Source organism: Runella sp. R0.1_18 (assembly GCF_057652155.1).
The window spans coordinates 21,376-46,679 of the sequence record NZ_JBYFCK010000019.1 but is presented as its reverse complement, the minus strand read 5'-3'; the positions used below and the strand labels follow the sequence as shown (position 1 = coordinate 46,679).

Genomic DNA, 25,304 nt, shown 5'->3' with positions numbered 1-25,304 from the left:
GTACTTTACGGAGCAGGGTACATTCCGATTTCAATAAGATTAGCTCGAAGAATAACTCGTTCTGTCTGATTGAAATGTAAAATGATAACAGTTGCTTTACCAATTTCGGTAACGCCTACAATTTCTCCATGATGTAGTTTGAAATGGTCATACCAGTAGTCGGTTCGAGGATTAAAAAATCGGATAAGCTGTTCGCTTTCACCAATAAAAGTAGCTACATCACTGCCTTTGTTTTGGTTGCAATGAGGGCAAGTGAAAGCGAGATTGTCGATAGTTGTTTTTCCACCATGTTTTTGACTACGAATATGATCAATATGGAAAGTGGTAGCGAGAAAGAACTCTGGTATGAGACAGTATTCACAGTTGAAACCTGCACGAAGTGATACCTCTTTACGTAGTTTTTCAGGAATTCTGGTAGTCACGATTGCTGTAAATGTTTATAGGCACGAGCCTTTGCTAAGCCAATGAGAAGGTCGTAGGTGAGGTATTTCTCCAATTCTTCGGCCTCTTCTTGAGAAAGAGACGTATTCTTTTTCTTTTCAATCAACTGCTCGATTCTATGTTGGATGGTTGGTGAAAATTTAAAATGGAGAATTTGTGCAGGCATAGCATCTGCAATGAGGGTTGCAAGTTGGTCTTGTGCTGAAATAGATGCGGTCATGTGCAATCAGGTTTTTAGTAAAGATAACAAAGTATATCATAAAAATAAATGTTATGATACAACAACTTAAAAAAGGAATTACCTACGCCGAAAGTAAAGAGGCAGATTTAAAAGTACGGGCATTGGTGGAAGAGATGCTTGAGAATGTAGCCCAAAACGGTGACAAAGCCGTTAGAGACTATTCCTCAAAGCTTGATAATTGGTCGCCCGAAAGTTTCCGACTTTCGGATGAAACGATTAAGGGGATTGTCGCGTCGTTGCCCGAACAGGTGATTGAAGACATTAAGTTTGCCCAAACCCAAATTCGGAATTTTGCCCAAATCCAGCGTGAATCCATGCGCGATGTGGAGGTAGAGACCCTTCCTGGTGTGATTTTGGGGCATAGACATATCCCAGTCAATTCAGTAGGGTGCTATGTACCAGGTGGACGCTACCCGATGGTAGCTTCGGCGCACATGAGTGTACTTACTGCCAAAGTTGCGGGGGTGCAGCGCGTGATTGCGTGTACGCCACCCATCAAAGGAGAAATCCCTGCGGCGACAGTAGCGGCCATGTATATGGCAGGTGCCGACGAAATTTATCTTCTTGGGGGCGTTCAGGCCATTGCCATGATGGCGCTTGGAACTGAGTCGGTACAGCCAGTAGATATGCTCGTAGGCCCAGGAAACGCCTACGTAGCCGAAGCCAAACGGCAGTTGTTTGGAAAAGTAGGAATTGACCTTTTTGCAGGGCCTACCGAAACCTTGGTGATTGCTGATGATACTACCGATGTTGAAACCTGCGCCACCGATTTGCTCGGACAGGCAGAACACGGGCCTACATCGCCTGCGGTATTGTTAACCACCAGCAAAACCATCGCCGACGGCATTGAAACCGAAATTCAACGCCAATTGTCAGTTTTACCGACGGCTGATATCGCCAGTGTTTCGTGGCGAGATTACGGACAAGTCATTTTGTGTGACACTGTAGATGAATTGGTGGCCGAAGCCGACCGCATCGCCAGTGAACACGTACAGGTAATGACCGACAATCCGCGTTATTTCTTGGAAAAAATGACCAACTACGGCGGTTTGTTTTTAGGCGATAAAACCAACGTTGCTTATGGCGATAAAGTCATTGGCACCAATCATACATTACCTACCAAAGAAGCAGCTCGTTACACAGGCGGACTCTGGGTAGGCAAGTTTCTCAAAACTTGTACCTACCAAGAGGTTCGCACTCCAGAAGCCAGCGCATTGATTGGGGAATATTGCTCCCGACTTTGTGCCATCGAAAACTTCTGGGGCCACAAAGAACAAGCAGATTTGAGAGTGAGGAAATATACGAGTGATAAGTGATGAGAGTGAAGTGATAAATAAAAGTTTGCGAGGTTTAAAAGTAAATAGTATGGACAAAGAAAACTCATCACTAAACTCTCATCACTCATCTCTCAAAGTTGTTCTCGTCACAGGCGGTGCAGGAGAAATAGGTTCGGCCATTTGTAAAACGTTTGCTGAAAATGGTTATTCAGTGATTGCAACTTACAATTCAAATCCTGCAAAAGCTGAGAGGCTACTAGCTGAGTTGAATGTAATTTCTGAGTCTAAAACTCAACACTCATCGTTCATCACTCAACACTCAATTTTCCATGCCCCAACCACCGATGCACAAAAAGTAAATGATTTGAAAGCATTTGTGTCCGAAAAGTATGGGAAATTAGATGTTTTGGTCAACAATGCGGGAATCACAACCCCCGTACCGCACGATGATTTGGAAGGCTTGACCGACGAATGGATTGATAAAATCATGCAGACCAATTTCCGAGGCTCATTTGCGATGTGCAGAGCGATGAAAGAGGTATTAGAAAACTCATCACTCATCGCTAATCACTCATCGTTGATAGTTAATATCTCCTCCATTGCAGGTATTTATGGCATCGGAAGCAATGTGGCGTATTGTGCCTCCAAAGCGGCGATTGATTCCATGACGCGTTCGTTGGCAAGGGCATTAGCACCCAAAATCAGGGTAGTGTCGGTGTCGCCAGGGTTTGTTGAAGGAGAATATACCAAAAATTTTGACCAACAATTCCTAAAAAACCAACGAGATAATACGCCACTGGGGCGTTTTGCAACGGGGAGCGACGTGGCTCAGGCTGTGTTTGCCTTAGCTACTTCACTTACGTTTACCACGGGTACAATTCTGACCGTTGATGGTGGTCGATTATTGAAATAGAAAATTTAAAAAAAACAAAATATCACAAAATGAAAATCATAGACCTTTCAGTAACTATTTCAGAAAAAATAAAAGAGCCGCTACCTACCAAAATTGTCTATGAAGACCACAAAGAAGGAGCAAAAAAAATGGGTGGCAAATTATTTGAAGGCTTGACCGATGTGTTTATCGATGGAAATGGCCCAGCGGGTGAATTTTTGACCGTAACGAGTCATTGTGGCACACACGTCGATGCACCTTACCATTATTTTCCAACTTCTGAGGGAAAACCAGCCCGTACCATTGATGAAATGCCATTAGAATGGTTTTTTCAAGATGGCGTTGTGCTTGATTTTACCGACAAACCCGATGGCTATATGTTTGAGCCAGAGGATTTACAAGAGAAATTAGATGCGATTGGCTATAAATTGAAACCATTGGATATTGTCTTGATTCGTTGTGATGCCGATAAGCGTATTCATGATGATGATTTTGTGAAAATCCACGTGGGAGCATCGGCAAAAGCTACCCATTGGCTCATCGACCAAGGTATTAAAGTAATGGGAACAGATGGTTGGGGTTGGGATATTCCCTTGCATATTCAAGCAGCAGATTTCAGAGAGAATCCTCGCCCAGGTATTATCTGGCAAGCGCATTATGTAGGCATTGAAAAAGAATATTGTCAAATCGAAAAGCTTGCAAATCTTGACCAATTGCCGCCGTTTGGTTTCAAAGTGGCTTGTTTCCCTGCCAAAATCGAAAAAGCAAGTGCTGGTTGGACCAGAGCGGTAGCGATAATCGAAAATTAGTGATAAGAGATGAGCGTTGAGTGATAAGAGAGGAGTTTTACTTATCACTCAACGCTCATCTCTCAAAGTGATTCTCAACCTCTTTTGACCTAATCAACCTTAATTTTAAATATGGAAAATAACAAAGACAAAAACTCCCCCATCGGGGAGCGGGGGGCTATATTGGTTGTCGGAGCTGGCATCGGAGGACAATCGGTGGCTATCGGTCTGAAAAAGGCAGGTTTTGAAGTAGATGTCGTCGAAATCCATAAAGAATTCAATGTGTATGGGGTAGGTATCATTCAGCAGGCCAATGCCCTTCGTGCCCTAGATGCCATTGGTGTAGCCGACGAGGCCATGCGCAGAGGCTCACCTTACGGAAAAGTAAAGCTTTGTTTACCACACGGTGTACAAATTGGTGAGGCTGGAACGCCGCCCATCGGTCGTTTTCCGAGCCACAATGGCATTTCTCGCAAAATTTTGCACGATGTACTTTTCGAGGAAGCCCAAAAAGTAGGCTTGAAATATCGCATGGGAGTAACCGTTGAATCAATTGATAATCAGGTGGATGCCGCTAAGGTAACTTTTACGGATGGCACTTCTGCTACCTATGATGTTGTCATCGCCGCCGACGGAGTCAACTCAAAAGTACGTAAGCTTATCTTTGGCGAGTTTAAATCTACTTACGTAGGGCTATCCGTTTGGCGCTATGCCTTCAAACGCCCCGCGAGTTTGGATACAGGTTATATTTTCTTTAATAAAAAACACAAGCTGGGAGTAATCCCAATGACGGCCGAAAAGTGCTATATTTTTGTCAATTCGGCTGAGGGCGATAACCCGATGATTCCAGAAGATCAATTGGTTGAGAAGTTGAAAAGCTACATGGCGGCTTATCCGATTCCGATGGTGCAAGAGCTTATACCCCAAGTAACAGATGCTAAATTGGTCAATTATCGCACGCTTGAAACCCTTAAAATGCCAGCACCATGGTATAAAAATCGCGTAGTAGTGTTGGGCGATGCCGCTCATACCACCATTCCACAATTAGGCTCAGGAGCTGCTTTAGCCATCGAAGATGCCGTAGTTTTGATTGAAGAATTGCAAAAAGAAGGCACGGTTGAAGAAGTTTTTGAAAGGTATATGAAACGTCGCTACGACCGCTGTAAGATGGTAGTAGATGTTTCGGAAACCTTGGGGGCTTGGGAATTGCTCGAATACAACGACCAGCCACTACCAGAAGGGGCAAACATGGGTATGCTCATGGGCAAAACAGGCATGGCGTTGACTCAGGAAATTTAGCTCCTGACCCATGATGGGGAATTTCATTATAGTTTAAATTTTAAAAAAACAACAAAATAAAGTCCCCATAGGGGATTTAGGGGCTTATGAAACTAATCACATTTTTAAATAAAAGCCAAGAATCACGCATTGGCTGGCTTGTGGGAGAAAATGTCGTAGATATGCAGTTGGCGAGTTCTCAATTGCCGACGGATATGCTCACTTTCATTGATAATCACGAAATTTATTACGAAATTATTCAATCATTAGGCGATGTAGCACCGCATTATTCGTTGGTTGATGTACAACTTTTAGCGCCGCTGCCCAACCCACGGAGTTTTCGGGATTATATTGGGTTTGAGATGCACATGCAAAATGCTTCTCGTTCGTTTGGGCATAAAATTGGGCCAGCTTGGTACGAAATGCCCATTTTCTACTTTACCAATCACCAGGCTATTTACGGCCCCGAGGCCGAAATCAAACGTCCAACGAAGGAGACGAAGCTCGACATTGAGTTAGAATTAGCGTGTATTATTGGTAAAAAAGGGAAAGACATCAAAGCCGCTGATGCTCGTCCGTATATTTTTGGTTATACGATTTTCAACGATTGGACAGCCCGTGCAATCCAAAAAGTTGAAATGGAAATTCCGTTGGGGCCGCACAAAGGCAAAGATTTTGCCAATGCGATTGGCCCTTACATCGTCACGGCCGACGAAATGGAGCAATATCGCGTTCCGTTTGACCCCACGGTTTTTCAAGAACCCATCAGCGTACCAAAAGTAGCAGGTGATAGGCTGAACCTGAAAATGACGTCCCGTATCAACGGACAGACGGTGTGCGAAGGGAATTACAAAACATCGTACTATAATTTCGAGCAAATGATTGAGCGAGCTTCCGAAAACAACGTAACCCTCATGCCAGGGGATATTCTTGGCTCAGGTACACTCGGTTGGGGAAGTTTGATTGAAAACAATTTTAGCGTTCATCGCTCCCTCGAACCTGGTGATGTCGTAGAACTGGAAATTGAAGGGATTGGTATTTTAAGAAATAAAGTAGTGGCCTAACCGCGCAGTGGCAATGTTTGAAGGGTAACTGCTGTAGTGAAACTGATTGATTTTGCATAAACTTCCTCTTTTTTTGCCCATTTTTCTTGCTCATGTTAAATTAGCTTTGTATAAAAATATATTGAAATAATGCCAAAGTTCAACTCTTATATAAAGCAATGAAAAAAATAACTTTTGCCTTTGTTATTCTTGCAGTTACCACTTCTGTTTTTGCTCAATTTCCGCAGCGAACGCCAACCCCCAATGATACCTTACAATCGGTGAGGCAGTTAGCTGATGGTAAAGTGAAGTTCAGTATTTATGCCCCCAAAGCCTCTGAAGTAACGGTTGCTGGCGATTTTCCAAATGGTTTTCCTGCCGCTAAACTGCAAAAAGACGAAGTAGGTGTGTGGTCCTTCACGACGGCAACGCGCGTGCCTGCTAATGTATATACGTACGATTTTAACGTGGATGGCTTGAAGGTATTTGACCCAAAAAATGCCCAGTACAAAGAATCAAACAGTGGTTTTTCAAACCTTTTTGAGGTAAAGGGGGCTGAAAATGATTTCCAAACACTCAAAGACGTACCGCACGGAAAAATTGAAAAAGTACTTTATAAATCAACGGCTTTAGAGGGAGCTTCGCGTCGTTTGCACGTGTATTTACCCCCCAACTACGACGAAATTAGCAAGAAAGAAAAACTGCCCGTGTTGTATTTATTTCACGGTGGTGGGGATAACGATGCTTCTTGGACGACGATAGGACGGGCCAATTTGATTTTGGACAACCTCTACGCCCAAGGAAAACTCAAGCCAATGATTGTGGTGATGCCCGCAGGACATACGCACATTCAAGGATTTTTTATGGGCGCAGGTGCGCAGCAAGATCCTTTCTGCCGTGACATGGTTCAAGACGTAATTCCTTTTGTAGAAAAAACGTACCCTGTTTCTAATAAGCGCGAACACCGCGCCATCGCAGGACTTTCGATGGGAGGCATTCAGGCCATCAATTTAGCACTTTGGCATCCCGATTTGTTTTCGCAAGTATTTCCAATGAGTACGGGCTACTTCCCCAATGCCATTGCCGAAATCAAAGAAAAATACGGTGATGTGATGCGTAACAAAACCATTAATTCTTTCAAAAACTTTAAGATTTATATGGGAGGTGAAGCTGACATTGCGTACCAAAATAACCTAAATATGATGAAGATGTTCGACGAGTTTGGCATCAAATATACTTACGAAAACGGCGGCGGAGCGCATACTTTTTTAGCGTGGCGTCAAAATCTAAAAGACTTCGCTCCGCTGTTGTTTAAATGATACATAAGGCTAAACAAATCACTACGATGAACTTGGCCGTCCTACCTCATAGGCTCCTGTTGCTATGAGGTTTTTTTATACCCGAAATCACCCTAAAACCTATTCTCGATGAGCACTCCAATTGAAAAAGGTACTTCCACGACGTCCAAAAAAGGATTATTTACCTACGAAAATGGCATTGTCCTAGTGATGGCGCTAACCTTCGGTTGTCTTTTCTTTGACCGCCTCGCGCTTAATTTTTTAATGCCCTATGTTGCCAAAGATCTTCAACTCAACAACACCCAAATTGGACTCTTGGCAGGGGCGTTGTCGTTGGCATGGGCTTTTTCGAGTTTTTTCTCTACAGCTTGGGCCGAAACGAACAACAAAAAGAAAATCGTTTTTGTCATTGCCGTTTTTGTATTTTCGATTTGCTCGTTTGGTTCAGGCTTGGCCACTTCTTTCGTAACCTTGCTTTTGGCTCGGCTACTCATGGGTTTGGCTGAAGGCCCCGTCATTCCACTGGCCCAGAACTTTGTAGAACGAGTGTCTTCACCGCATCGCCTAGGAATCAATGCAGGCATTTTACAAGGGATGGGTTCGGCACTGTTTGGGTCTATTTTAGCGCCCGTTGTTTTAGTGAAAATTGCCGAAAATGTGGGTTGGCGAAATGCTTTTTACATTGCGGGGGCGCCAGGGTTGCTTTTGGGGCTGATTGCATGGGTGTTTGTCAAAAAATCAACCGCAGAAAGTACACAAATCAAAGAAACGTCCACGCTCAATCTTTCCGAGTTACTACAATACAACAACGTTAAATGGGGTATTCCCGTGGCCTGTTGTGTGTTTGGTTGGTGGTTTGCTACGCTACCCTTTATCTCCAATTATTTTGTTAATGCCCAAGGTATGAGTGCCGACGAAATGGGGAAAACGATGGGTCTTTTAGGGGTTTCGGGTTTGTTCTCGTCCATTCTTGTTCCTGGGCTTTCGGATAAAATAGGGCGAAAAAAAGTGATTCTATTTTTTTGTGGGGTAGGAGTTTGTTACCCGTTTGCTGTCTATTTCTTAGCTGGTTCGGGGGCACATTTGCCAGTTATGTTTCTTACCTATTTTATGATGGGGCTCATTCCATTGGTTGCGGCGGTGGTGCCTTCAGAAGCAGTCCCAGATTATCTCAAGGCAAAAGCCATTGGGTTGATTACGGGAGTTGCCGAGATTGTTGGCGGAGTGCTTATACCAGCGCTAGCGGGATTACTTTCTGACGCAATTGACCCCTCTGCTTTCTTGTGGATTGCGGCAAGTTTGGCATTAGCAGGACTTGCTTTTTCAACGAAACTGAAATAGAAATTAACCCAAATTTATTATTGTCTAAAATGGAGACAATAACAGGCAAGTACAGGATGATTTATGTATAAAAGAGATATTTTTTTGTACTTATAATAGTAAAAGTGCTTCTCTTATCTGAAATTTTTGCCTACCATCATGCTTCGACACTCCGTTATTCTGAAATTAAAACCTGCGCTAACCGAGGACGAGCAGCGCGCTTTACCTATTCAACCCACCCACAGCATATTGCCTTTGTTGAAAATTGGTGGATTCCGAACGTGGAAGATTTTCTGGAGATTGATTATCAGCCAGTGTTCTAAACTTTCATCGAACGTTGGCCACCCCGATGGGGCTTTGTTGTTAATGCGTTCAACCTATCATTTTAGTAAAAAAGTAAACCCTAAATTTTTCTCTCAAATGAAAATCAAGTGGCGTTAAAAATGAGCTTATTATCGTTAAAGATGCCCCTCATTTTGGGAAAATGTTTGATGTTGAAGAAATTAAAACCAAAGTGGTGAATTTCCTAAATAAAGAATTGAAATAACCACCACTAAAACCATGTAAGTACATGATACAATTGTTGGTATAGTTTTATTTTTTCGTAAAAAATTACAAAATATGAAATATGTATCTCAAATTCTTTTCTTGGCTGTTGTATTGCTGGGTATTGGGTTTAGCGGTGGTTTTTCACTGACTTTGAGGGCGCAATCCAATGCCCAAGCGCCGAAAAACAAACCCGCCTTTAAGAAAGAAAATTGGAAACTAGGCGTGGCGCTTTATACCTTTAGTACCGCATCATTTCCCGAACAACTGGCTTACGCCGACAGTGCTTCCCTAAAGTACGTGGAAGGGTTTGTGTTTGCCAAAGCAGGAAAAGAACTCCAAGACTCTGCGCTATTTCGACTTTCTCCGTCTGGGCTTCAGCATTTGAAAAAGCAGATAGCTGATAAAGGACTTAAGATGGAGTCGATTTACATCATTGGAGGTAAAACAGTAGCTGAATGGAAACGAGATTTTGACATAGCCAAAGCCTTCGGGGTCAAATACGTAACAGCCGAACCACCCCGAAACTTGTGGAACAGCGTGGACAGTTTGGCGGGTGCTTATGGGGTAAAAGTGGCTTTGCACAACCACTGGAAAGGAAACAGCATTTATTGGCATCCCGACTCGCTGTTAGCAGCGTTGGACGGGCATCCCAACTTCGCAGCTTGTCCCGATTTGGGGCACTATCCAAAATCGGGGATAAATCCAATTCTTGCCTTGAAAAAACTGCAAGGAAAAATCATTGGAGTTCACCTAAAAGATATTGCAGAATACAACAACAATAAACTTCAAGATGTGCCTGTAGGGACGGGAGTAATTGACTTCCCAGCGGTTTTTGATGAATTGAAGAGCCAAAACTACCAAGGATATATCATGATTGAACGCGATACCAAAGAGAAGCCGTCGAACCTTTTCTCGGTGAAGCAAACGGTCAATTTTTACTATAAAACGCTAGCCATACCCCGCTGAGGTAGGCAGCAATTGTGCCCCCTTTTTACCAACAACTCTAATTGAATGAAAATGAAAGCGAAAATTCAATTTGTTTTGGCCTTGCTACTCGTATCGAGTGTGGGAAGTTATGCCCAAGACAAAACTCAGTTTCAGACCCCTCCCAATTCGGCTAAGCCGCGCGTTTGGTGGCATTGGATGAACGGAAATATATCTAAAGAAGGCATCCAAAAAGATTTGGAATGGATGCAGCGCGTGGGAATTGGAGGTTTTCAAAACTTTGACGCTAATCTATTTACGCCCGTTGTCGTTCCTAAGAAGCTTGTCTTTATGACGCCCGACTGGAAAGATGCGTTTAAGTTTACGACGCAATTGGCCGACCAAAAAGACCTCGAAATGGCCATTGCGGGTTCGCCAGGCTGGAGCGTGACGGGCGGCCCGTGGGTAAAGCCCGAAGACGCCATGAAAAAATACGTTTGGACTGAAACGCGGATTGAGGGCGGTAAACCATTTTCAGGAAAGTTGCCCCGACCTGCGGACATAACGGGAAAATATCAAAATGTTGAGATTGGAGCGGGGGGACTCACGGGTGGATTTGTGGGTGAAAAACCTAACTTTTACCAAGATGCGTTAGTGATTGCGTATCGACTGCCCAGTTCAGAAAAAATGCTGGTAGAATTAACTCCCAAAGTGAGTTCGAGCGGAGGGAGCTTTGTGCTGAAGGAACTGACAGATACCGATTTAAGTAAGGCTACGTTGTTGCCACCAATGGCGGTAGGTCAAGAGATGTGGATTCAGTACGAATTTGAAACCCCACAAACTTTTAAAGCATTTTCCCTAGCAGGAGCCAACGAGGGTGCATTGTCGGAGTTTCGAGGAAATCCAGAAAACCGTACCCTAAAAGTAAGCGACGACGGCGTGAATTTTCGAGAGATTGCCAAAGTTTCAGGAAGTACCGTTCCTTACAATACCGTAGCCATTCCTTCGACCACGGCAAAATATTGGCGGATGTGTTGGAAAACCCTTGCTCCAGCTCCCAATATGTTTGCTGCGATGGCAGGCCGCCCTGCCGAAGAGCCTAAACCTGAAGGGGTTCACGTGGCCGAATTTGTATTGCATACCCATACCCGTATCGATCAAGTAGAAGACAAGGCGGGTTTTACACCTTGGAAAGAGAGTGGCTCCCTAGCACCCAATGAGGGAACTGATGCGGATGCTCTGGCCCTGGATAATATTATAGATATAACCGACAAAATGTTACCTGATGGTACTTTAAATTGGACTCCCCCTTTGGGGGCGTGGGGGGCGATTCGTCTCGGGTATTCATTAACAGGCCGCCAAAACCACCCAGCTTCGCCCGAAGCGACTGGTTTGGAGGTAGATAAATTGGATAAAGAGGCCGTTCGGCGTTACATTAATACCTATTTGGACATGTACAAAGACGCCACTGGCGGCTTAATGGGGGCTAAAGGGCTCAATTACATGGTGTTGGACAGCTATGAAGCAGGACACATGAACTGGTCGAAAGATTTTCCTGCTGAATTTAAAAAACGTCGTGGGTATGATTTAATAAAGTGGATTCCTGTGCTTACGGGTAGAGTGGTGAAGTCGTTGGAGGCAAGTGAGAAGTTTCTGTGGGATTTTCGTAAAACAATTGGTGAGATGATTGCCGAAAACCACTACGATGTGATTGGAGAAGAGTTGAAAAAACGAGGTATGCAACGCTACACTGAATCACATGAGGGTGGACGGATTTATTTGGCTGACGGCATGGACGTAAAACGAAATTCGGACATTCCGATGTCGGCCATGTGGACACCTGGAAGTTTGGCGGGTGGTAACGACGAGGAGGTGCGGAGCGAGGCAGATATTCGTGAATCGGCTTCGGTGGCCAATATTTATGGTAAACCCATTGTGGCAGCAGAATCGATGACATCGGTGGGAAAACCTTTTCAAGAATATCCTGAAAAATTAAAAAGAACTGCTGATTTGGAAATGGCGTCGGGCTTGAACCGATTTGTGATTCACACTTCGGTTCATCAACCACTCGATGATAAAAAACCTGGATTTTCACTTGGGCCATTTGGACAGTATTTTACCCGCCAAGAGACGTGGGCTGAAGCGGGAGGCAAAGCATGGATGTCGTATTTGGGGCGAAGTTGTTATTTGCTTCAACAAGGCCGTAACGTCGCGGATATTTTATACTATTATGGCGAAAACAACAACGTGACGTGGATTAGTCGCGAAAAATTGCCCTCAATTCCAGCGGGTTATGAATTTGATTACGTCAATTCTTCCGCACTTTTAAATGCCATCAAGGCCCAAAATGGTAAACTCGTGGCGCAAAGCGGCAATACATACAGCGTGTTGGTACTGGATGAATCAGCGAAACTGATGACTTTACCAGTATTGAAAAAAATCCGTGATTTGGTCAAAGCAGGGGTAAAAGTAGCGGGGGAAAAACCGCTAAAATCGCCAAGTTTGGCCGATAATGAGGCCGAATTTCAGTCGATTGCGAATGAAATTTGGCCGTCTATTATCCCCGCCGTCGCCGTCCCGACAACGCCCGACGTCATTATTTCAAATACCCCAAATAAAATCCTGTATCGCCACCGTCAAACAGCGAGTCAAGACATCTATTGGCTAAACAATAGAGGCACGGAAGCCACCGAGGCCGAGATCAGTTTCCGTGTGTCGGGGAAAGTGCCTGAATTGTGGAATCCAGTAACGGGTAAAGTCGAAAAAGTGAGTTACCAAATGAAGTATGGACGCACCATTGTTCCTTTGAAATTTGACTCATGGGATGCGTTTTTTGTTGTTTTCAAAGATAAAGCGACGGCCAATAGCTTCACCAAGCCTGCTACTAAAGAAACACCTCTGAGCCAAATGTCAAGAGCATGGAAAGTAAGCATTGCAGGTAAGAACGCAACAATGGATAAACTGACTTCATGGAGTGAAAATGCAGATACTGATGTGAAATATTTCTCAGGTACAGCCACTTATGAAAATAATTTCCAAATAAATACCCCCATTGGAGGAAAAGGGGCTATTATGCTCGATTTGGGCGATGTTAAGAATATCGCGGAGGTAATTGTAAACGGTAAAAACGTAGGAACCGTTTGGAAAAAACCGTTTAAAATCGACATTACTTCGGCGGCGAAAGAAGGCGATAATACCCTTCAAATCCATGTTACCAATAGCTGGGTCAACCGTCTTGTGGGGGATGCACAGCCCGATGTTAAGCAAAAAACGACCTTCACGACCATGCCGTTTTACCGAAAAGATTCACCTTTGGTTCCTTCAGGATTAGTAGGGGAAGTGAAGGTGTTTCAAGTGAAATAATAGAAAAACCATGAAGTGTGTCAGAAAACCTTATTGACCTGTGAATACATGGACAATCTTTTGAAGCTAAAAGTTGGCTCATAATAGCGAGTTCTTCCGTGCGTCCTATCATCATTTTTGTTTTATAGCTAGCGAAATGTGTAACAAAAATACCACATTTCGCTGGCTATAAATCGTTTATTCTTTCCTAAATCGATACAAATACGGCGCTTTATTCTGTGCCCCCGTAAATTTCTTTTCGAGGCGTTCGAGCACGTCTAAAGAAAGAATCATTTTTTGGAAATTGGTGCGGACAAAAGTTTTTCCACTAATGGCTTCATACACTTCTTGTACCTCTTTCATAGTAAAGGTTTCGGGCAGTAGATTGAAGGCATTGATTTTTTCATCAATGTGGCTTTGAAGCGTTTTTAGGGCCTCATTGATAATTTCTTTGTGATCCATAATCATTTGTGGCAAGTCATGAATACTGTACCATTCGATTGATTCATCTATGTCCGTTTTTTGTGGAACAACTTTATTCATGTCCACCAAAGCATAGTAACCCACTGAAATAAAGCGCTTGGTAAACCAATCGTATTCGGTGGCGTGACTTGCGCTTTTTTCACCAAGTTTGTCGAAATTTTGCTGAATCAGTTTATCTAAAAACTCTTTACTACTTCTATTGGCTCGACCAAATACTTTGAATTGTTCCAAGTAAATCGATTCTATGCCCGTTCGTTCTCGTAAAATACGGTGTGCGGCGTCATCCATATCTTCGTCCTGAAATACAAACCCGCTGGGCAAGGCCCAAAAGTCCCCCTTGAAATTGATTTTTGGGATTAATACTTGTAACTGCTGCTCCGAATACCCAAAAATGACGCAATCGATGGATACTTGTGGGATGTAATTTTGTTGGCTAGGACTCTTCATATTTTCTATCTATTCCTCAAATGAATGTTTTTGGGGAATTGTACTGCAAAGATATATTTTTAGATAAAAATTATTGTATAAAAAATATACAATAGAAAATTATTCAATACCTTTGTTCTGTTAATCGCCTAAAATCTAGTTTGTCGCCTTGTAAATCCATACGTTGATGCAAAAAAATCAGTGGTACGTACTTACGATTATTCTCGGCTGTTTGACTTTCGGAGCCAATGGTCAGACTTCGCTTCATTTGAAAGACCTGAAAATGGTTGGTAAAGTGGACGAACGTTTTCAATCTTATAATGTAGAAATGTGCGAAGTGATTGGTGGCGACTTTTGGATTCCTTACAATCTGATTGATTCTGTCCGAAAAACCACCAACAAAAAGGGAGTTGACGCTTTAAAATGGAAAATCGAACCGATTAATTTATACGAAAAGCGACTCCGAAACTTGGCCGCAGCTTTAGGCCCAACCTACGTCAGAGTTAGTGGTACGTGGGCTAATGCGGTTTATTTCCAAAACAACGATGAGCCTCAACTGGCAATGCCACCCAAAGGATTTAAGAATGTCCTTACCCGCTCGCAATGGAAAGGAGTCGTTGACTTTTGTAAAAGTGTGAATGGAAAACTGGTGACTTCCTTCCCAATTAGCGACGGCATGAGAGACGAAAAAGGGATTTGGCAGCCCACGCAAGTGAAGTCTATATTGGATTATACCCAGCAAATCGGTGGAGAAATTGCCGCTGCCGAGTTTTTCAATGAGCCTTCTCATGCCTCGCACGGGGATGCGCCAAAGGGCTATAACGGTACCAATTTTGCGACAGAATTTGCCCTTTTTAAAAACTTTGCGACCAAAGCAGCTCCCCAAATGAAAATCATTGGCCCAGGTTCTACAGGCGAAGGAATCCTGCCTTCGGGCTTAGATTTATCCATAGACCAACTGCTTTCCCCAGCCCCCCAGCCTACGTTTGAGGTGTTTACTTACCATTATTACGGTACCGTTTCCAGACGCTGTATGGGAGGGCAAAAACCTGAAAATGCGCTAAGTGCCGAGTGGTTGAGTCGCACCGAAAAAGGATTGGCCTTTTATGAAAAAGCACGAGATAAATACGTGCCCAACGCCCCTATATGGCTCACCGAAACGGCAGAGTCAGCTTGTGGCGGTAATCCTTGGGCGGCTACTTACCTTGATAGTTTTCGGTATTTAGAACAGTTGGGACGGTTGGCCAAAAAGGGCGTTCAGGTAGTGATGCACAATACCCTTGCCCGTAGCGAGTATGCACTGCTCGACCACGAAACGCACAATCCGCGCCCAAACTATTGGGCGGCGTTGCTGTGGGGAAAATTTATGGGAACTGACGTATATGAAGCAGCGAACACCGAAGCTGGCGTAGATATTTTTGTGCATGGTTTAAAAAATAAACCAAAAGGACGGTCAGTACTGGTTATTAATACAAACGACAGAGAAACTTCGGTGGTGATTTCGGTGGGAGCAACTCATTATTTGTTGACCGCTGATGAGCTGATGACCAAAAAAGTGAAGCTTAATGGGCAGGAGTTGAAGCTAACCGCCAACGATGAGGTTCCTACTTTGAAAGGGCAAAAGGTAAAAGCAGGAAAAGTGGCATTGCCTGCTCACAGTATTTCATTTATCACGTTTGAGAAACTATAGCCTTGGTCAGACGGTAGTCAGACCACAACTTTTAGCCGTCTGACTATCGTCTGACAGCTGTTTAAAATATACATTAAACAACCGTGGCGACGTAAAAAACGCAAACACAATGAAAAAAGCAAGTATCATTCTTTTCATGTTCTTTTTTGGAATCGCCCTGCAAGGCTTCTCACAAAACACAACTCCTACGGATTTTTATGTGGGTAAATGGGAAATTGCCGTGAACGGCACACCCCGTGGCGACATCGTTTTCAAAACCAATTTGGTGCGCAAAGACGGCAAACTCACAGGCAAATTGGTCACGGACGACAACAAACGCCCCATCACTAAAATCGAAGAAAAAGACAAAACACTGGTGATTTATTTTGAGTCGTCGCAAGGAGGCGAAATTTCGATTGACCTAACCAAAGTAGATGACAACAACCTCAAAGGCACGTTGATGGACTTTACCGCAACGGCCAAACGGGTGAAGGAGTAATTGGAAATCTTTACCACAAAGCGCACTAAGAAAGGCACGAAGTACGCAAAGAATAAGGCTATAAGAACTTTGTGCTCTACCTAGTGTTCTTTGTGGTTACACAATTCAAAATCATGCAAGTAAGATTTCGAGGTGTCAAATTCTTTACCGCATTAGCCCACGATTGGCCTATTGTTTTATGCTCCATCTTTCAATGCTTCAAAGCCGAGTTCTATAAACTTGGCTTTGTCTTTTTTTATCAATGCTACCATTTCTTTTCTATCTTCAGGTAGTGTAAAATATTTATCGGCCCACAAGTTGATTTCTACCATGATAGGCAATAAATCAATTCCTTTTTGGGTCAATTTATACAATACTTTGGCTTTGCTCTGTGGGTGTTCCAATTTTAAGATGAGCCCGTTTTCTTCCAATGCCTGCAATCGGGCAGCTAAAATATTGGTCGCTATTTTCTCGCCCGACTTTAAAAAATCGCCATAAGTACAGGCTTTGGCTGTCATTAAGTCTCTGATTATCAATAGAGACCACTTGTCTCCCCAAACATCAAGTGAGTTACTAATGGGGCATTCCGACCTTTTTTTTATCTCTTTCATAAAATAATGTTAAAATTACTTGCAAAATGAAAGTAATTTACTCTACATTTGCACTTGCAAAATGCAAGCAAATTTACAGACTAATACTTAGGAAATCAAAATGAAACAAAATATTTTAATCACAGGGGCATCGTCAGGCTTTGGTTTGCTGGTAGCCAGGCATTTACACGAAAGTGGTTATCATGTCATTGGTACCAGTCGCAATCCCGAAAAATACCAAGGCCTTGTACCGTTTAAACTATTGGCATTAGATATTGCCGATGATCACTCTGTAAAATCATTCAGCAAGCAACTTTTTGCTGAAATCAAACAGTTAGACGTACTGATAAACAATGCAGGATTTTATTTGTCGGGTATTGCCGAAGAAACGACCATTGAGCAAGGCAAACAACAATTTGAGACCAATTTTTGGGGGACGATAAAACTTACCAATGAGTTGTTGCCGACTTTTAGAAAGCAGCGATTCGGTAAAATAATAACCATTGGTTCTATAATGGGCTTGCTCAATTTCCCCAATGCAGCTTACTATGGTGCTTCAAAACACGCCTTAGAAGGATATTTTAAAGCGTTGAGATTTGAGTTAAATGACTTCAATATCAAAGTGGCAATGGTTGAGCCCATGGCCTTTAAAACCAACCTTTTAAGCGGTTCGGTAGCAGTGGCAGGCAAAATAGATGACTACAACACGTATCGAAATAAAATAGCAGCATTCGCAAAGGATTTATTTGAAAATGCTCCCGAACCCACGCCCGTTATCGACACACTCATCAAGTTGGTGGAAGATAAAAATCCCAAATTCAGTCACCCTGTGGGCAAAGGTGCATCGGTTTTTCTGGCGATTCAGCATTTTGCCTACAAAACATTTGAAAACTCTATCATTAAAAGTATTAACAAGGCAAAAAAATGAAAGCATTCGTAGTAAAAAAATACGGAAAAAAAGAAACACTGGAACTTACCCAAGTAGCAGAACCAACCATCAATGACCATGAAGTATTGGTTCAGGTTTATGCTACGGGCGTGAATTTACTGGATTCCAAAATTAGAGATGGGGAGTTCAAACTTTTATTGCCTTACAAACCACCCTTTGTATTGGGGCATGATGTGGCAGGTGTTGTTACAAAAGTAGGCCCAAAAGCAAGCAAATTTAAGGTTGGTGATGAGGTGTACGCACGTCCTGCCGACTTTCATATTGGTACTTTTGCTGAATACATCGCCGTCGATGAGCGTGACTTAGCACTGAAACCCAAAAACCTAACCATGGAAGAAGCGGCTTCTATTCCATTGGTGGGTTTGACCGCTTGGCAAGCTCTTGTTGAAAAAATGAATATTCAAAAGGGGCAAAAAATATTCATTCAGGCAGGTTCGGGCGGTGTGGGCACATTCGCTATTCAGTTGGCAAAGCATTTGGGGACCTTTGTAGCTACTACCACAAGTGCCGCAAATAGTGATTTGGTGAAAAGTTTGGGGGCTAATGTGGTAATTGACTATAAAACACAAGATTTTGAAACGATACTAAGTGAATACGATTTTGTATTGAATAGTCAAGATACCAAAACGCTTGAAAAATCTTTGAACATCTTAAAGCCCAACGGTAAAGTTGTTTCAATTTCGGGTCCGCCCGATGTCGAATTTGCCAACGAAGTAGGTTTGTCTTGGTTTGTTAAAATAATCATGCGTTTGCTGAGTTTTGGCATTAAAAAGAAGGCAAAAAAGCTACATGTCGTTTATAACTTCTTGTTTATGAGAGCAGAGGGCAAACAGTTGAGCGAAATAACCTCTCTCATAGAAGCGGGGAAAATCCGCCCTGTCATTGATAAAGTTTTCCCATTCGAGCAAACCAACGAGGCGTTGGCTTATGTCGAATCAGGTCGTGCAAAAGGAAAGGTAGTGATTAAGGTGAAATAAGTTGGTTTGATGCTCTACAGTGGAATATCCCTCAAATTTTTCCAACTCAACACTTGTGCACTACTACGTTTTTGCACTTCGTCGCCGCCGTATATCAAATAACTTTCGGTGGGTAGCGAGCCAGATAAGGCTTGGAAATAGGTCAGACCATCAAAAAAATGATTGCTAATAGTTCGGCTTGATTTGATTTCTATGGGCAACAGCCGACCGCCTTTATCAAGCAACAAATCTATTTCGTGCGAACCAGAAACGTTCCAAAAGTAGTTTTTAGGCGATAAGTTTTGGTTGAACTGGTTTTTGAGAATTTCGTTAATGACAAAATTCTCAAACAAAGCCCCTTTGGCAAAATGTCGATTGAGGTCTTCCACATGGCGAAGATTGAGCAAGGCACAAGCCAAACCAGTATCGTAAAAATAAAGTTTGGGCGACTTGACGATGCGTTTATTGAAATTTTGGTGATATGGACGAAGCGTGTAAACGATGAAGCTGGTTTCTAACACACTTATCCACCTATTGACCGTTTGATACGAAACGCCAATCATGTTGCCGATGTCTGATAAATTGACGAGTTGTCCAATGCGCCCCGCACAAATTTCGAGAAATTGACGAAACGTACCCAAGTCGCCTACATTCAAAATTTGGCGAACATCTCGCTCAACGTAAGTGCGAAGATAATCTTGTAGCCAAGTTGTGGGGTTTAGGTCGAGGTCATAAATACGAGGATAAAACCCTTTCAAGATATAATCTTCGTAAGTGGGCAAGGCAAAGTGGGTCTGCTGAATTTCTGCCAGAGAAAATGGCAATAAATTGAAAATCGCAACTCGCCCAGCTAAGCTTTGGGCAATACTGTCCATTAATAAAAGGTTTTGCGAACCCGAAATAACATATTGGCCTGCTATTTTTTCTCGGTCGGTTATCACCTGAATGTATGAGAGCAGTTCTGGTGCATATTGTACCTCGTCAATAATGGCTTTTGTACCAGCATTGTAAAGAAAACCTTTAGGGTCAGATAGAGCAAATTTTCTAAGTTCAATATCTTCTAAATTCTGATAAGTGTGGTTCGGAAAAAGCTGTTGGATGAGGGTTGATTTACCACTTTGGCGAGGACCTGTTACAGCAATAACGGGCATTTTTTGGGCTGATAGATTTATTGTTTGGCTTAATTCTCTGATTATCATATATTTGTAAATTAGATATTTGATTTCTATTTTGCAAATATAACTTAATGTTGAAACAATACCGAATAGTTCTTGGTAGTCTAATTTTACAACTCCTTCCTAAACCGATACAAATAGGGAGCCTTATTCTGCGCTCCCGTAAATTTTTTTTCGAGGCGTTCGAGCACGTTGAGGTCGAGCATTTTCTTTTGAAAGTTGTTGCGGGCGAAGGGTTTGTCATAGACCGCTTCGTAGAGTTCTTGAACTTCACGCATGGTGAACGTTTCGGGCAGGAGATTAAAACCAATGAGCTTTTGGTCTAAGTTTTGGCGGAGGGCTTCAAGCGCGGCATCGACCATTTCGTTGTGGTCCATAATCATCTTGGGCAATTCTTTCACATTGTACCAACCCACGGAAGCATCAAGCATTCCTTTACGGGGGCTTACTTTGTTTATATCCACTAAGGCATAATAGCCAATAGAAACAAACCGCTTGGAGAGCCATTCAAAACTGCTTTCGTCCAGAATACCTTTTTCTAGCCATTCTTCCTTCATGTTGTTGAAACCTTCAAAGATTTCGTGGTTGACGCGAGTCGGTTCCCCAAAAACGCGATATTGTTCTAGGTAAATATCCGTGAGTCCAGTGCGCTCTTCTAAAATCCGTTTGGCGGCAAGGTCAATGCTTTCTTCTTGCCTGATAAATCCCCCAGGCAAAGTCCAGACGGAATGGGGGAGGTCAACTTTAGAAACTAACACTTTTAATTCTAATTCTTGATACCCAAAAATGACACAGTCGATGGACAGTTGTCTAATAAAATGTTCTTCTTCGAATAACTTCATGGAGCGTGGTCTTAGGAATTATGAGCGGGTAAATTTCAAATTAGGGATAAATACACAAACTAAGCATGAAAATTACACTTTTGGCAGGCTTTCGAATAATATACGGCCATAAAAAGCTCATTTTCATTTATCCCTATATTTTGCCGTTTGTAAAATATAACTCTTCAAAGACAAAATAATGCAAAAATTATTGTCTTTAAAATAGACAATAAAAATTTTTATTCTATACCTTTGTTGTGTTATACCTCTAACGTATTCGTAACCAATACCTCCATTCGCCAAAAAATTACCTCAATGAAAAAAATTATCAAAATTGTACTAGGAGTCATTGTTGGCCTCGTGGTGCTATTATTCGCCGCTGGTGGGATATTCATGTATAAAGTAAAAAATGGATTTCCCGTATCTTACGAGACCGAAGCGCCCCAAATCACTTTCCCTGCGGGACAGCCTGCCATCTTACTTTTTTCAAAAACGACAGGATTTCGTCACGGAGCGTCGATTGATGCTTCAAAACCTGTGATTGCCGACTTGGCCAAGAAAAACAATTGGTATCTGTACGAAACGGAAGAAGGAGGGGTGTTTAACGCGGAGCAACTAGCGAAGTTCAGCGTGGTGGTGTTCAACAATTCGACTGGTGAAGTGATTAACGACGAGCAAAAGCGAGTGTTGGAACAGTACGTGGAGAACGGTGGCAGCCTGATGGGGATACACGGAGCGGGCGACGACTCACACCACTGGGATTGGTACGAAAAACATTTATTAGGCTCGAAATTTTCGCACCACCCGCTCGATCCTCAGTTTCAGATGGCCGATATTTTACTCGATGCGGCTCCCAAAGACAGCCTTTTCAGTACGTTAGCACCGAAATGGTCTAATTCGGACGAGTGGTATGTGTTTTTTGAAAATCCCCGTAAAAAGGGTTTTAACATCGTATATACCATCAACGGTGAAAGCATCAATCCAAGCGGCAATATGTTGTTTGTGTCCTCAAAAAACTTTGGCATGGGCAAATACCATCCAGTCGCTTGGTACAAACAAACGGGTAAAGGCAAAACTTTCTACACTTCAATGGGGCACAACGAAACCGCTTGGCAGAATCCTAATTTTGTAAAATTGATTGAAACGGCGTTGCAGTGGAGCTCAAAAAAACAACCTCAATAAGAAATTAACCTATCAGTAACTCTTTTAATTATTGTACTAATTTATGGAAAAAGTAGCTAGTAAGGGTAAGTGGGTGTGTACGCAAGCGGCAGTGATGTTGCTTAGTACATTTCACTTGATGGCCCAGGCCCCTAAAGCCAGTGAGGCGAAGGCCGCCAAAGTAATGGATGTGAAAGAGGTACGTCCTGAAGAAAACCGCTTTACAAAGGTGGTTTTGGAAGAAAAATTGGATGAGCCTATGGAGTTGACAGTCCTTGATAAAGACAGGGTATTGTTTATCCAGCGTAAGGGGGAGATTCGCCTGTACAACAACAAAACAAAACAGCTGAAGACCATTGCCAAACTGCCCGTCAGCTTAAAATATGTGAACCGCGAAGGGAAAGAATCGGTGGCGGAAGATGGCGTTTTAGGGCTGGGAAAAGACCCTAATTTTGCTCAAAATCAGTGGATTTATCTGTACTATTCGTCAACAAAAGGTTCGTACAACGTGCTTTCTCGCTTTACCATGAAAGGCGACGAGTTGTTGATGGATTCGGAAAAAGAAATGCTGAAAGTGGAAACCCAGCGTGAAGAATGTTGCCACACAGGGGGCTCCATTGACTGGGACAAAGCTGGCAATATGTACTTGAGTACGGGAGACAATACCAACCCACACGCGTCCAATGGTTATAGTCCAAGCGACGAACGTCCAGGCCGTAGCCCGTGGGATGCCCAGAAGTCAAGTGCCAACACCAACGATTTACGAGGTAAAATATTGAGAATTAAGCCTCAATCGGACGGTTCATATACCATTCCAGAAGGAAACCTTTTCCCAAAAGGTACGGAGAAAACTCGTCCAGAAATTTATACTATGGGACACCGTAACCCTTTCCGTATCTCAGTGGATCAAAAAACGGGAAAATTGTATTGGGGTGACGTAGGCCCTGATGCTTCTAAGCCTGATCCAAATCGGGGTGCGGCGGGTACGTGTGAGTTTGGACAAGCATCGAGCGCTGGCAACTATGGTTGGCCGCATTTTGTGGGCAACAACCAGCCGTATAACAAATTTAATTTTGAAACTAAGCAATCGGGTGAAAAATGGGATGTGTTTAAGCCCGTTAATAACTCCCCCAATAACACAGGATTAGTACAGCTACCGCCAGCTCAAGGCGCTATGATTTGGTACAGCTACGCCAAAAGCGAAGAGTTCCCGCTGTTGGGGGCGGGTGGTTGTAACCCCATGGCTGGACCCGTGTACAACAAAGACAGATTTGCCAAAGCCGAACGCGCCTTCCCGAGCTACTACGATGGTAAGTTTTTTGCCTACGAATGGATGAGAGGTTGGATTATGGCGGTAAGTTTCGATAAAAACGGAAACTACGCGTCGATGGAGCCATTTATGCCTAGCTATAAATTTAGCAACCCCATGGACATGGAGTTTGCCGACAATGGCGACTTGTACATGCTTGAGTATGGTTCGGGTTGGTTTACGGCCAACGACGACGCGCGGTTGATACGTATAGAGTACAACGGCGGGAATCGTAAGCCAAAAATTGAAATGATGGCCAACCAAATGGGTGGTGCTGTGCCTTTCAATTTGAAACTTTCTTCAAAAGGAACGTCGGATGCGGACGGTGATGTGTTGAAATATACGTGGAAAATTACGTCAAAAACGGGCTTTACAAAAGTAATCACTACGCCAGAAGCGAACCTTACGCTTGCGAAAGCGGGCGTTTACAAAGCCACGTTGACAGTAGATGATGGCAAAGGCGGAGTAAATTCGCAGTCGATGGAAATTACGGCTGGAAATGAGCCACCTGTGTTGAGTCTTGATATGCCTAAAAGCAATAAATCGTTTTACGTTTCTAACAAACCGTTTAACTACGACATCAAAGTAAACGATAAAGAAGATGGTTCATTAGGCAAAGGCATTGAGGCCGAAAATGTGGCGGTGAGCATTGATTATCTTGCTGAGGGCTTCGACAAAAACATGATTGCGATGGGACACCGTTCGGCCGATGCCAATGCCTTGGTGGCGACGGGTAAAAAACTCATTCAAGCCAGCGACTGTATGGCGTGCCACAGTGTTGATAAAAAGTCAATTGGCCCAACTTACCGCGACGTAGCGAAGAAATACAAAGGTGACAATACCGCATTGGAGCGTTTGACCAAAAAAGTGATTTCGGGTGGAAGTGGGGTGTGGGGAGAAACTGCCATGGCGGGACACCCACAACTTTCAACGGGGGATGCTTCCGAAATGGTGAAGTATATTTTGAGTATTTCGGATGAAAAACCAAAGTCATTGCCAGTAAACGGTAGTTACCTTGCCAAAGCACCTGCGTCGGATAAAAGCAAAGGTGTGTATATCGTTCGGGCAGCGTACGAAGATCAAGGGGCAAACGGCGTACCTGCACTTCGTTCTGAGCAAACCTTCTTCCTTCGTAACTCGAAAGTGGATCCACATACGTTTGACGAATACAATGAGGTCAATAAGATGTCTTTTGGAGGCAACAACCTAGCGATTCCTTCAAAATCAGGTGCTTACGTGGGGATGAAAGAGGTCGATTTAGAAGGGGTGTCTGAAGTAGTTTTGTTGGCGTCAGCACCTAAACCGCAGGTAAATGCAGTGGGTGGATTTGTTGAGTTACGTCTTGATTCTCCTACGGGAAAAACGATTGGTAAATCGGAGTTTCTTGAGCCCTCAGATAAAATGGACTTTGCTCCAAAAGTGCTTAAAATTCCAATTGCTGAGCCTGTCAATGACCGCAAATTACACAATGTGTATGCTGTATTCCAGAATCCAAAGGCCGATGTCGCTACGTTGATGGTCGTGTCGGGAGCAGAGTTTAAACTGCCAAGTATAGAAGCGGTGGAGGTAGAACAACCCAAAGAGGCAGCAGCTCCCGCCGATTTTTATGTGGGAAGCTGGGAGACGACAGTGATTGGCACTCCGCAGGGCGATGCTGTGATGTTGTTGAATTTGGAACGAAAAGACGGAAAATTGACGGGTACCATCAAACCAAAAATGGGTGATATACCTGCCGAAACCCTCGAAAAAGTGGAAGAAGCTGACGGAAAAATCATGATTTATTTCAAAATGTCTGGTTTTGATATCAACGTGAACCTTGAAAAAGTGGACGCCGACAATTTGAAGGGCTCAATGATGGGTATGTTTACCACCAAAGCAACTCGTAAGAAATAAC

The 25,304-nt window shown here is 43.2% G+C and carries 22 protein-coding genes; 16 read left to right on the top strand and 6 right to left on the bottom strand.

The genetic code is table 11. The features are described from left to right. Positions 1-5 precede the first annotated feature (5 nt). Complete coding sequence (locus AC23P2_RS24925; RefSeq protein WP_487775703.1) at positions 6-422, bottom strand: HNH endonuclease; 417 nt, start codon at positions 420-422, stop codon at positions 6-8. Continuing rightward, entirely contained in the window at positions 419-661 is a 243-nt protein-coding gene (locus AC23P2_RS24920; RefSeq protein ID WP_487775702.1) for a hypothetical protein, read from the bottom strand. The genes AC23P2_RS24925 and AC23P2_RS24920 overlap by 4 nt, the downstream gene beginning before the upstream one ends. A 53-nt stretch (positions 662-714) precedes the next feature. Between AC23P2_RS24920 and hisD the strand changes: the two genes are divergently transcribed. From hisD to AC23P2_RS24870, 10 genes are all read left to right on the top strand, one after another. Further along, the gene (hisD, locus tag AC23P2_RS24915; protein WP_487775701.1) at positions 715-1,998 is read left to right on the top strand and encodes a histidinol dehydrogenase; all 1,284 of its coding nucleotides are present in this window, start codon (positions 715-717) and stop codon (positions 1,996-1,998) included. Between the two features lie 49 nt (positions 1,999-2,047). Then, positions 2,048-2,872 (top strand): SDR family NAD(P)-dependent oxidoreductase, encoded by an 825-nt coding sequence (locus AC23P2_RS24910; RefSeq protein WP_487775700.1) that lies wholly within the window; start codon positions 2,048-2,050, stop codon positions 2,870-2,872. Between the two features lie 29 nt (positions 2,873-2,901). Continuing rightward, entirely contained in the window at positions 2,902-3,660 is a 759-nt protein-coding gene (locus AC23P2_RS24905) for a cyclase family protein (protein WP_122930017.1), read from the top strand. Positions 3,661-3,771: 111 nt separating this feature from the next. Next, a complete protein-coding gene (locus AC23P2_RS24900; RefSeq protein ID WP_487775699.1) occupies positions 3,772-4,938 on the top strand; it encodes an FAD-dependent monooxygenase in 1,167 nt (388 codons plus the stop codon). Between the two features lie 86 nt (positions 4,939-5,024). Next, a complete protein-coding gene (locus AC23P2_RS24895; protein WP_487775698.1) occupies positions 5,025-5,981 on the top strand; it encodes a fumarylacetoacetate hydrolase family protein in 957 nt (318 codons plus the stop codon). Between the two features lie 158 nt (positions 5,982-6,139). Then, a complete protein-coding gene (locus AC23P2_RS24890) occupies positions 6,140-7,279 on the top strand; it encodes an esterase (RefSeq protein ID WP_487775697.1) in 1,140 nt (379 codons plus the stop codon). Between the two features lie 108 nt (positions 7,280-7,387). Then, positions 7,388-8,599 (top strand): MFS transporter, encoded by a 1,212-nt coding sequence (locus AC23P2_RS24885; protein WP_487775696.1) that lies wholly within the window; start codon positions 7,388-7,390, stop codon positions 8,597-8,599. Positions 8,600-8,737: 138 nt separating this feature from the next. Next, entirely contained in the window at positions 8,738-9,019 is a 282-nt protein-coding gene (locus AC23P2_RS24880) for a hypothetical protein (protein WP_487775695.1), read from the top strand. Positions 9,020-9,199: 180 nt separating this feature from the next. After that, positions 9,200-10,093 (top strand): sugar phosphate isomerase/epimerase family protein, encoded by an 894-nt coding sequence (locus tag AC23P2_RS24875; RefSeq protein WP_487775694.1) that lies wholly within the window; start codon positions 9,200-9,202, stop codon positions 10,091-10,093. A gap of 45 nt (positions 10,094-10,138) precedes the next feature. Continuing rightward, positions 10,139-13,414 (top strand): glycosyl hydrolase, encoded by a 3,276-nt coding sequence (locus AC23P2_RS24870; protein ID WP_487775693.1) that lies wholly within the window; start codon positions 10,139-10,141, stop codon positions 13,412-13,414. Positions 13,415-13,591: 177 nt separating this feature from the next. Here AC23P2_RS24870 and AC23P2_RS24865 read toward each other — a convergent pair whose 3' ends face one another. Next, entirely contained in the window at positions 13,592-14,323 is a 732-nt protein-coding gene (locus AC23P2_RS24865) for an NUDIX hydrolase (RefSeq protein ID WP_487775692.1), read from the bottom strand. A 166-nt stretch (positions 14,324-14,489) separates the two neighbouring features. Here AC23P2_RS24865 and AC23P2_RS24860 point away from each other — a divergent pair, with 166 nt between their 5' ends. Next, complete coding sequence (locus AC23P2_RS24860) at positions 14,490-15,992, top strand: hypothetical protein (protein WP_487775691.1); 1,503 nt, start codon at positions 14,490-14,492, stop codon at positions 15,990-15,992. Positions 15,993-16,101: 109 nt separating this feature from the next. Continuing rightward, positions 16,102-16,470 carry a hypothetical protein gene (locus tag AC23P2_RS24855; RefSeq protein ID WP_487775690.1) on the top strand — a complete coding sequence of 123 codons (369 nt, stop codon included), beginning with the start codon at positions 16,102-16,104 and terminating at the stop codon, positions 16,468-16,470. Between the two features lie 176 nt (positions 16,471-16,646). Here AC23P2_RS24855 and AC23P2_RS24850 read toward each other — a convergent pair whose 3' ends face one another. After that, entirely contained in the window at positions 16,647-17,060 is a 414-nt protein-coding gene (locus AC23P2_RS24850) for a winged helix-turn-helix transcriptional regulator (protein ID WP_487775689.1), read from the bottom strand. Between the two features lie 100 nt (positions 17,061-17,160). Between AC23P2_RS24850 and AC23P2_RS24845 the strand changes: the two genes are divergently transcribed. Continuing rightward, positions 17,161-17,967, top strand: a complete 807-nt coding sequence (locus AC23P2_RS24845) for an SDR family NAD(P)-dependent oxidoreductase (protein ID WP_487775688.1) — start codon at positions 17,161-17,163, stop codon at positions 17,965-17,967. After that, positions 17,964-18,965 carry an NADP-dependent oxidoreductase gene (locus tag AC23P2_RS24840; protein ID WP_487775687.1) on the top strand — a complete coding sequence of 334 codons (1,002 nt, stop codon included), beginning with the start codon at positions 17,964-17,966 and terminating at the stop codon, positions 18,963-18,965. Before AC23P2_RS24845 ends, AC23P2_RS24840 begins: the two co-directional genes overlap by 4 nt. Positions 18,966-18,979: 14 nt before the next feature. On the opposite strand, the gene AC23P2_RS24835 is transcribed toward AC23P2_RS24840, so the two are convergent. Beyond that, positions 18,980-20,143 (bottom strand): ATP-binding protein, encoded by a 1,164-nt coding sequence (locus tag AC23P2_RS24835; protein ID WP_487775686.1) that lies wholly within the window; start codon positions 20,141-20,143, stop codon positions 18,980-18,982. A gap of 86 nt (positions 20,144-20,229) precedes the next feature. Further along, a complete protein-coding gene (locus AC23P2_RS24830) occupies positions 20,230-20,961 on the bottom strand; it encodes an NUDIX hydrolase (protein ID WP_487775685.1) in 732 nt (243 codons plus the stop codon). Positions 20,962-21,255: 294 nt separating this feature from the next. On the opposite strand from AC23P2_RS24830, the gene AC23P2_RS24825 reads away from it, so the two are divergent. Together AC23P2_RS24825 and AC23P2_RS24820 are read left to right on the top strand one after the other, a co-directional pair. Then, positions 21,256-22,122 (top strand): ThuA domain-containing protein, encoded by an 867-nt coding sequence (locus AC23P2_RS24825; protein ID WP_487775684.1) that lies wholly within the window; start codon positions 21,256-21,258, stop codon positions 22,120-22,122. A gap of 43 nt (positions 22,123-22,165) precedes the next feature. Then, positions 22,166-25,303 carry a PQQ-dependent sugar dehydrogenase gene (locus tag AC23P2_RS24820; RefSeq protein ID WP_487775683.1) on the top strand — a complete coding sequence of 1,046 codons (3,138 nt, stop codon included), beginning with the start codon at positions 22,166-22,168 and terminating at the stop codon, positions 25,301-25,303. Position 25,304 lies beyond the last annotated feature (1 nt).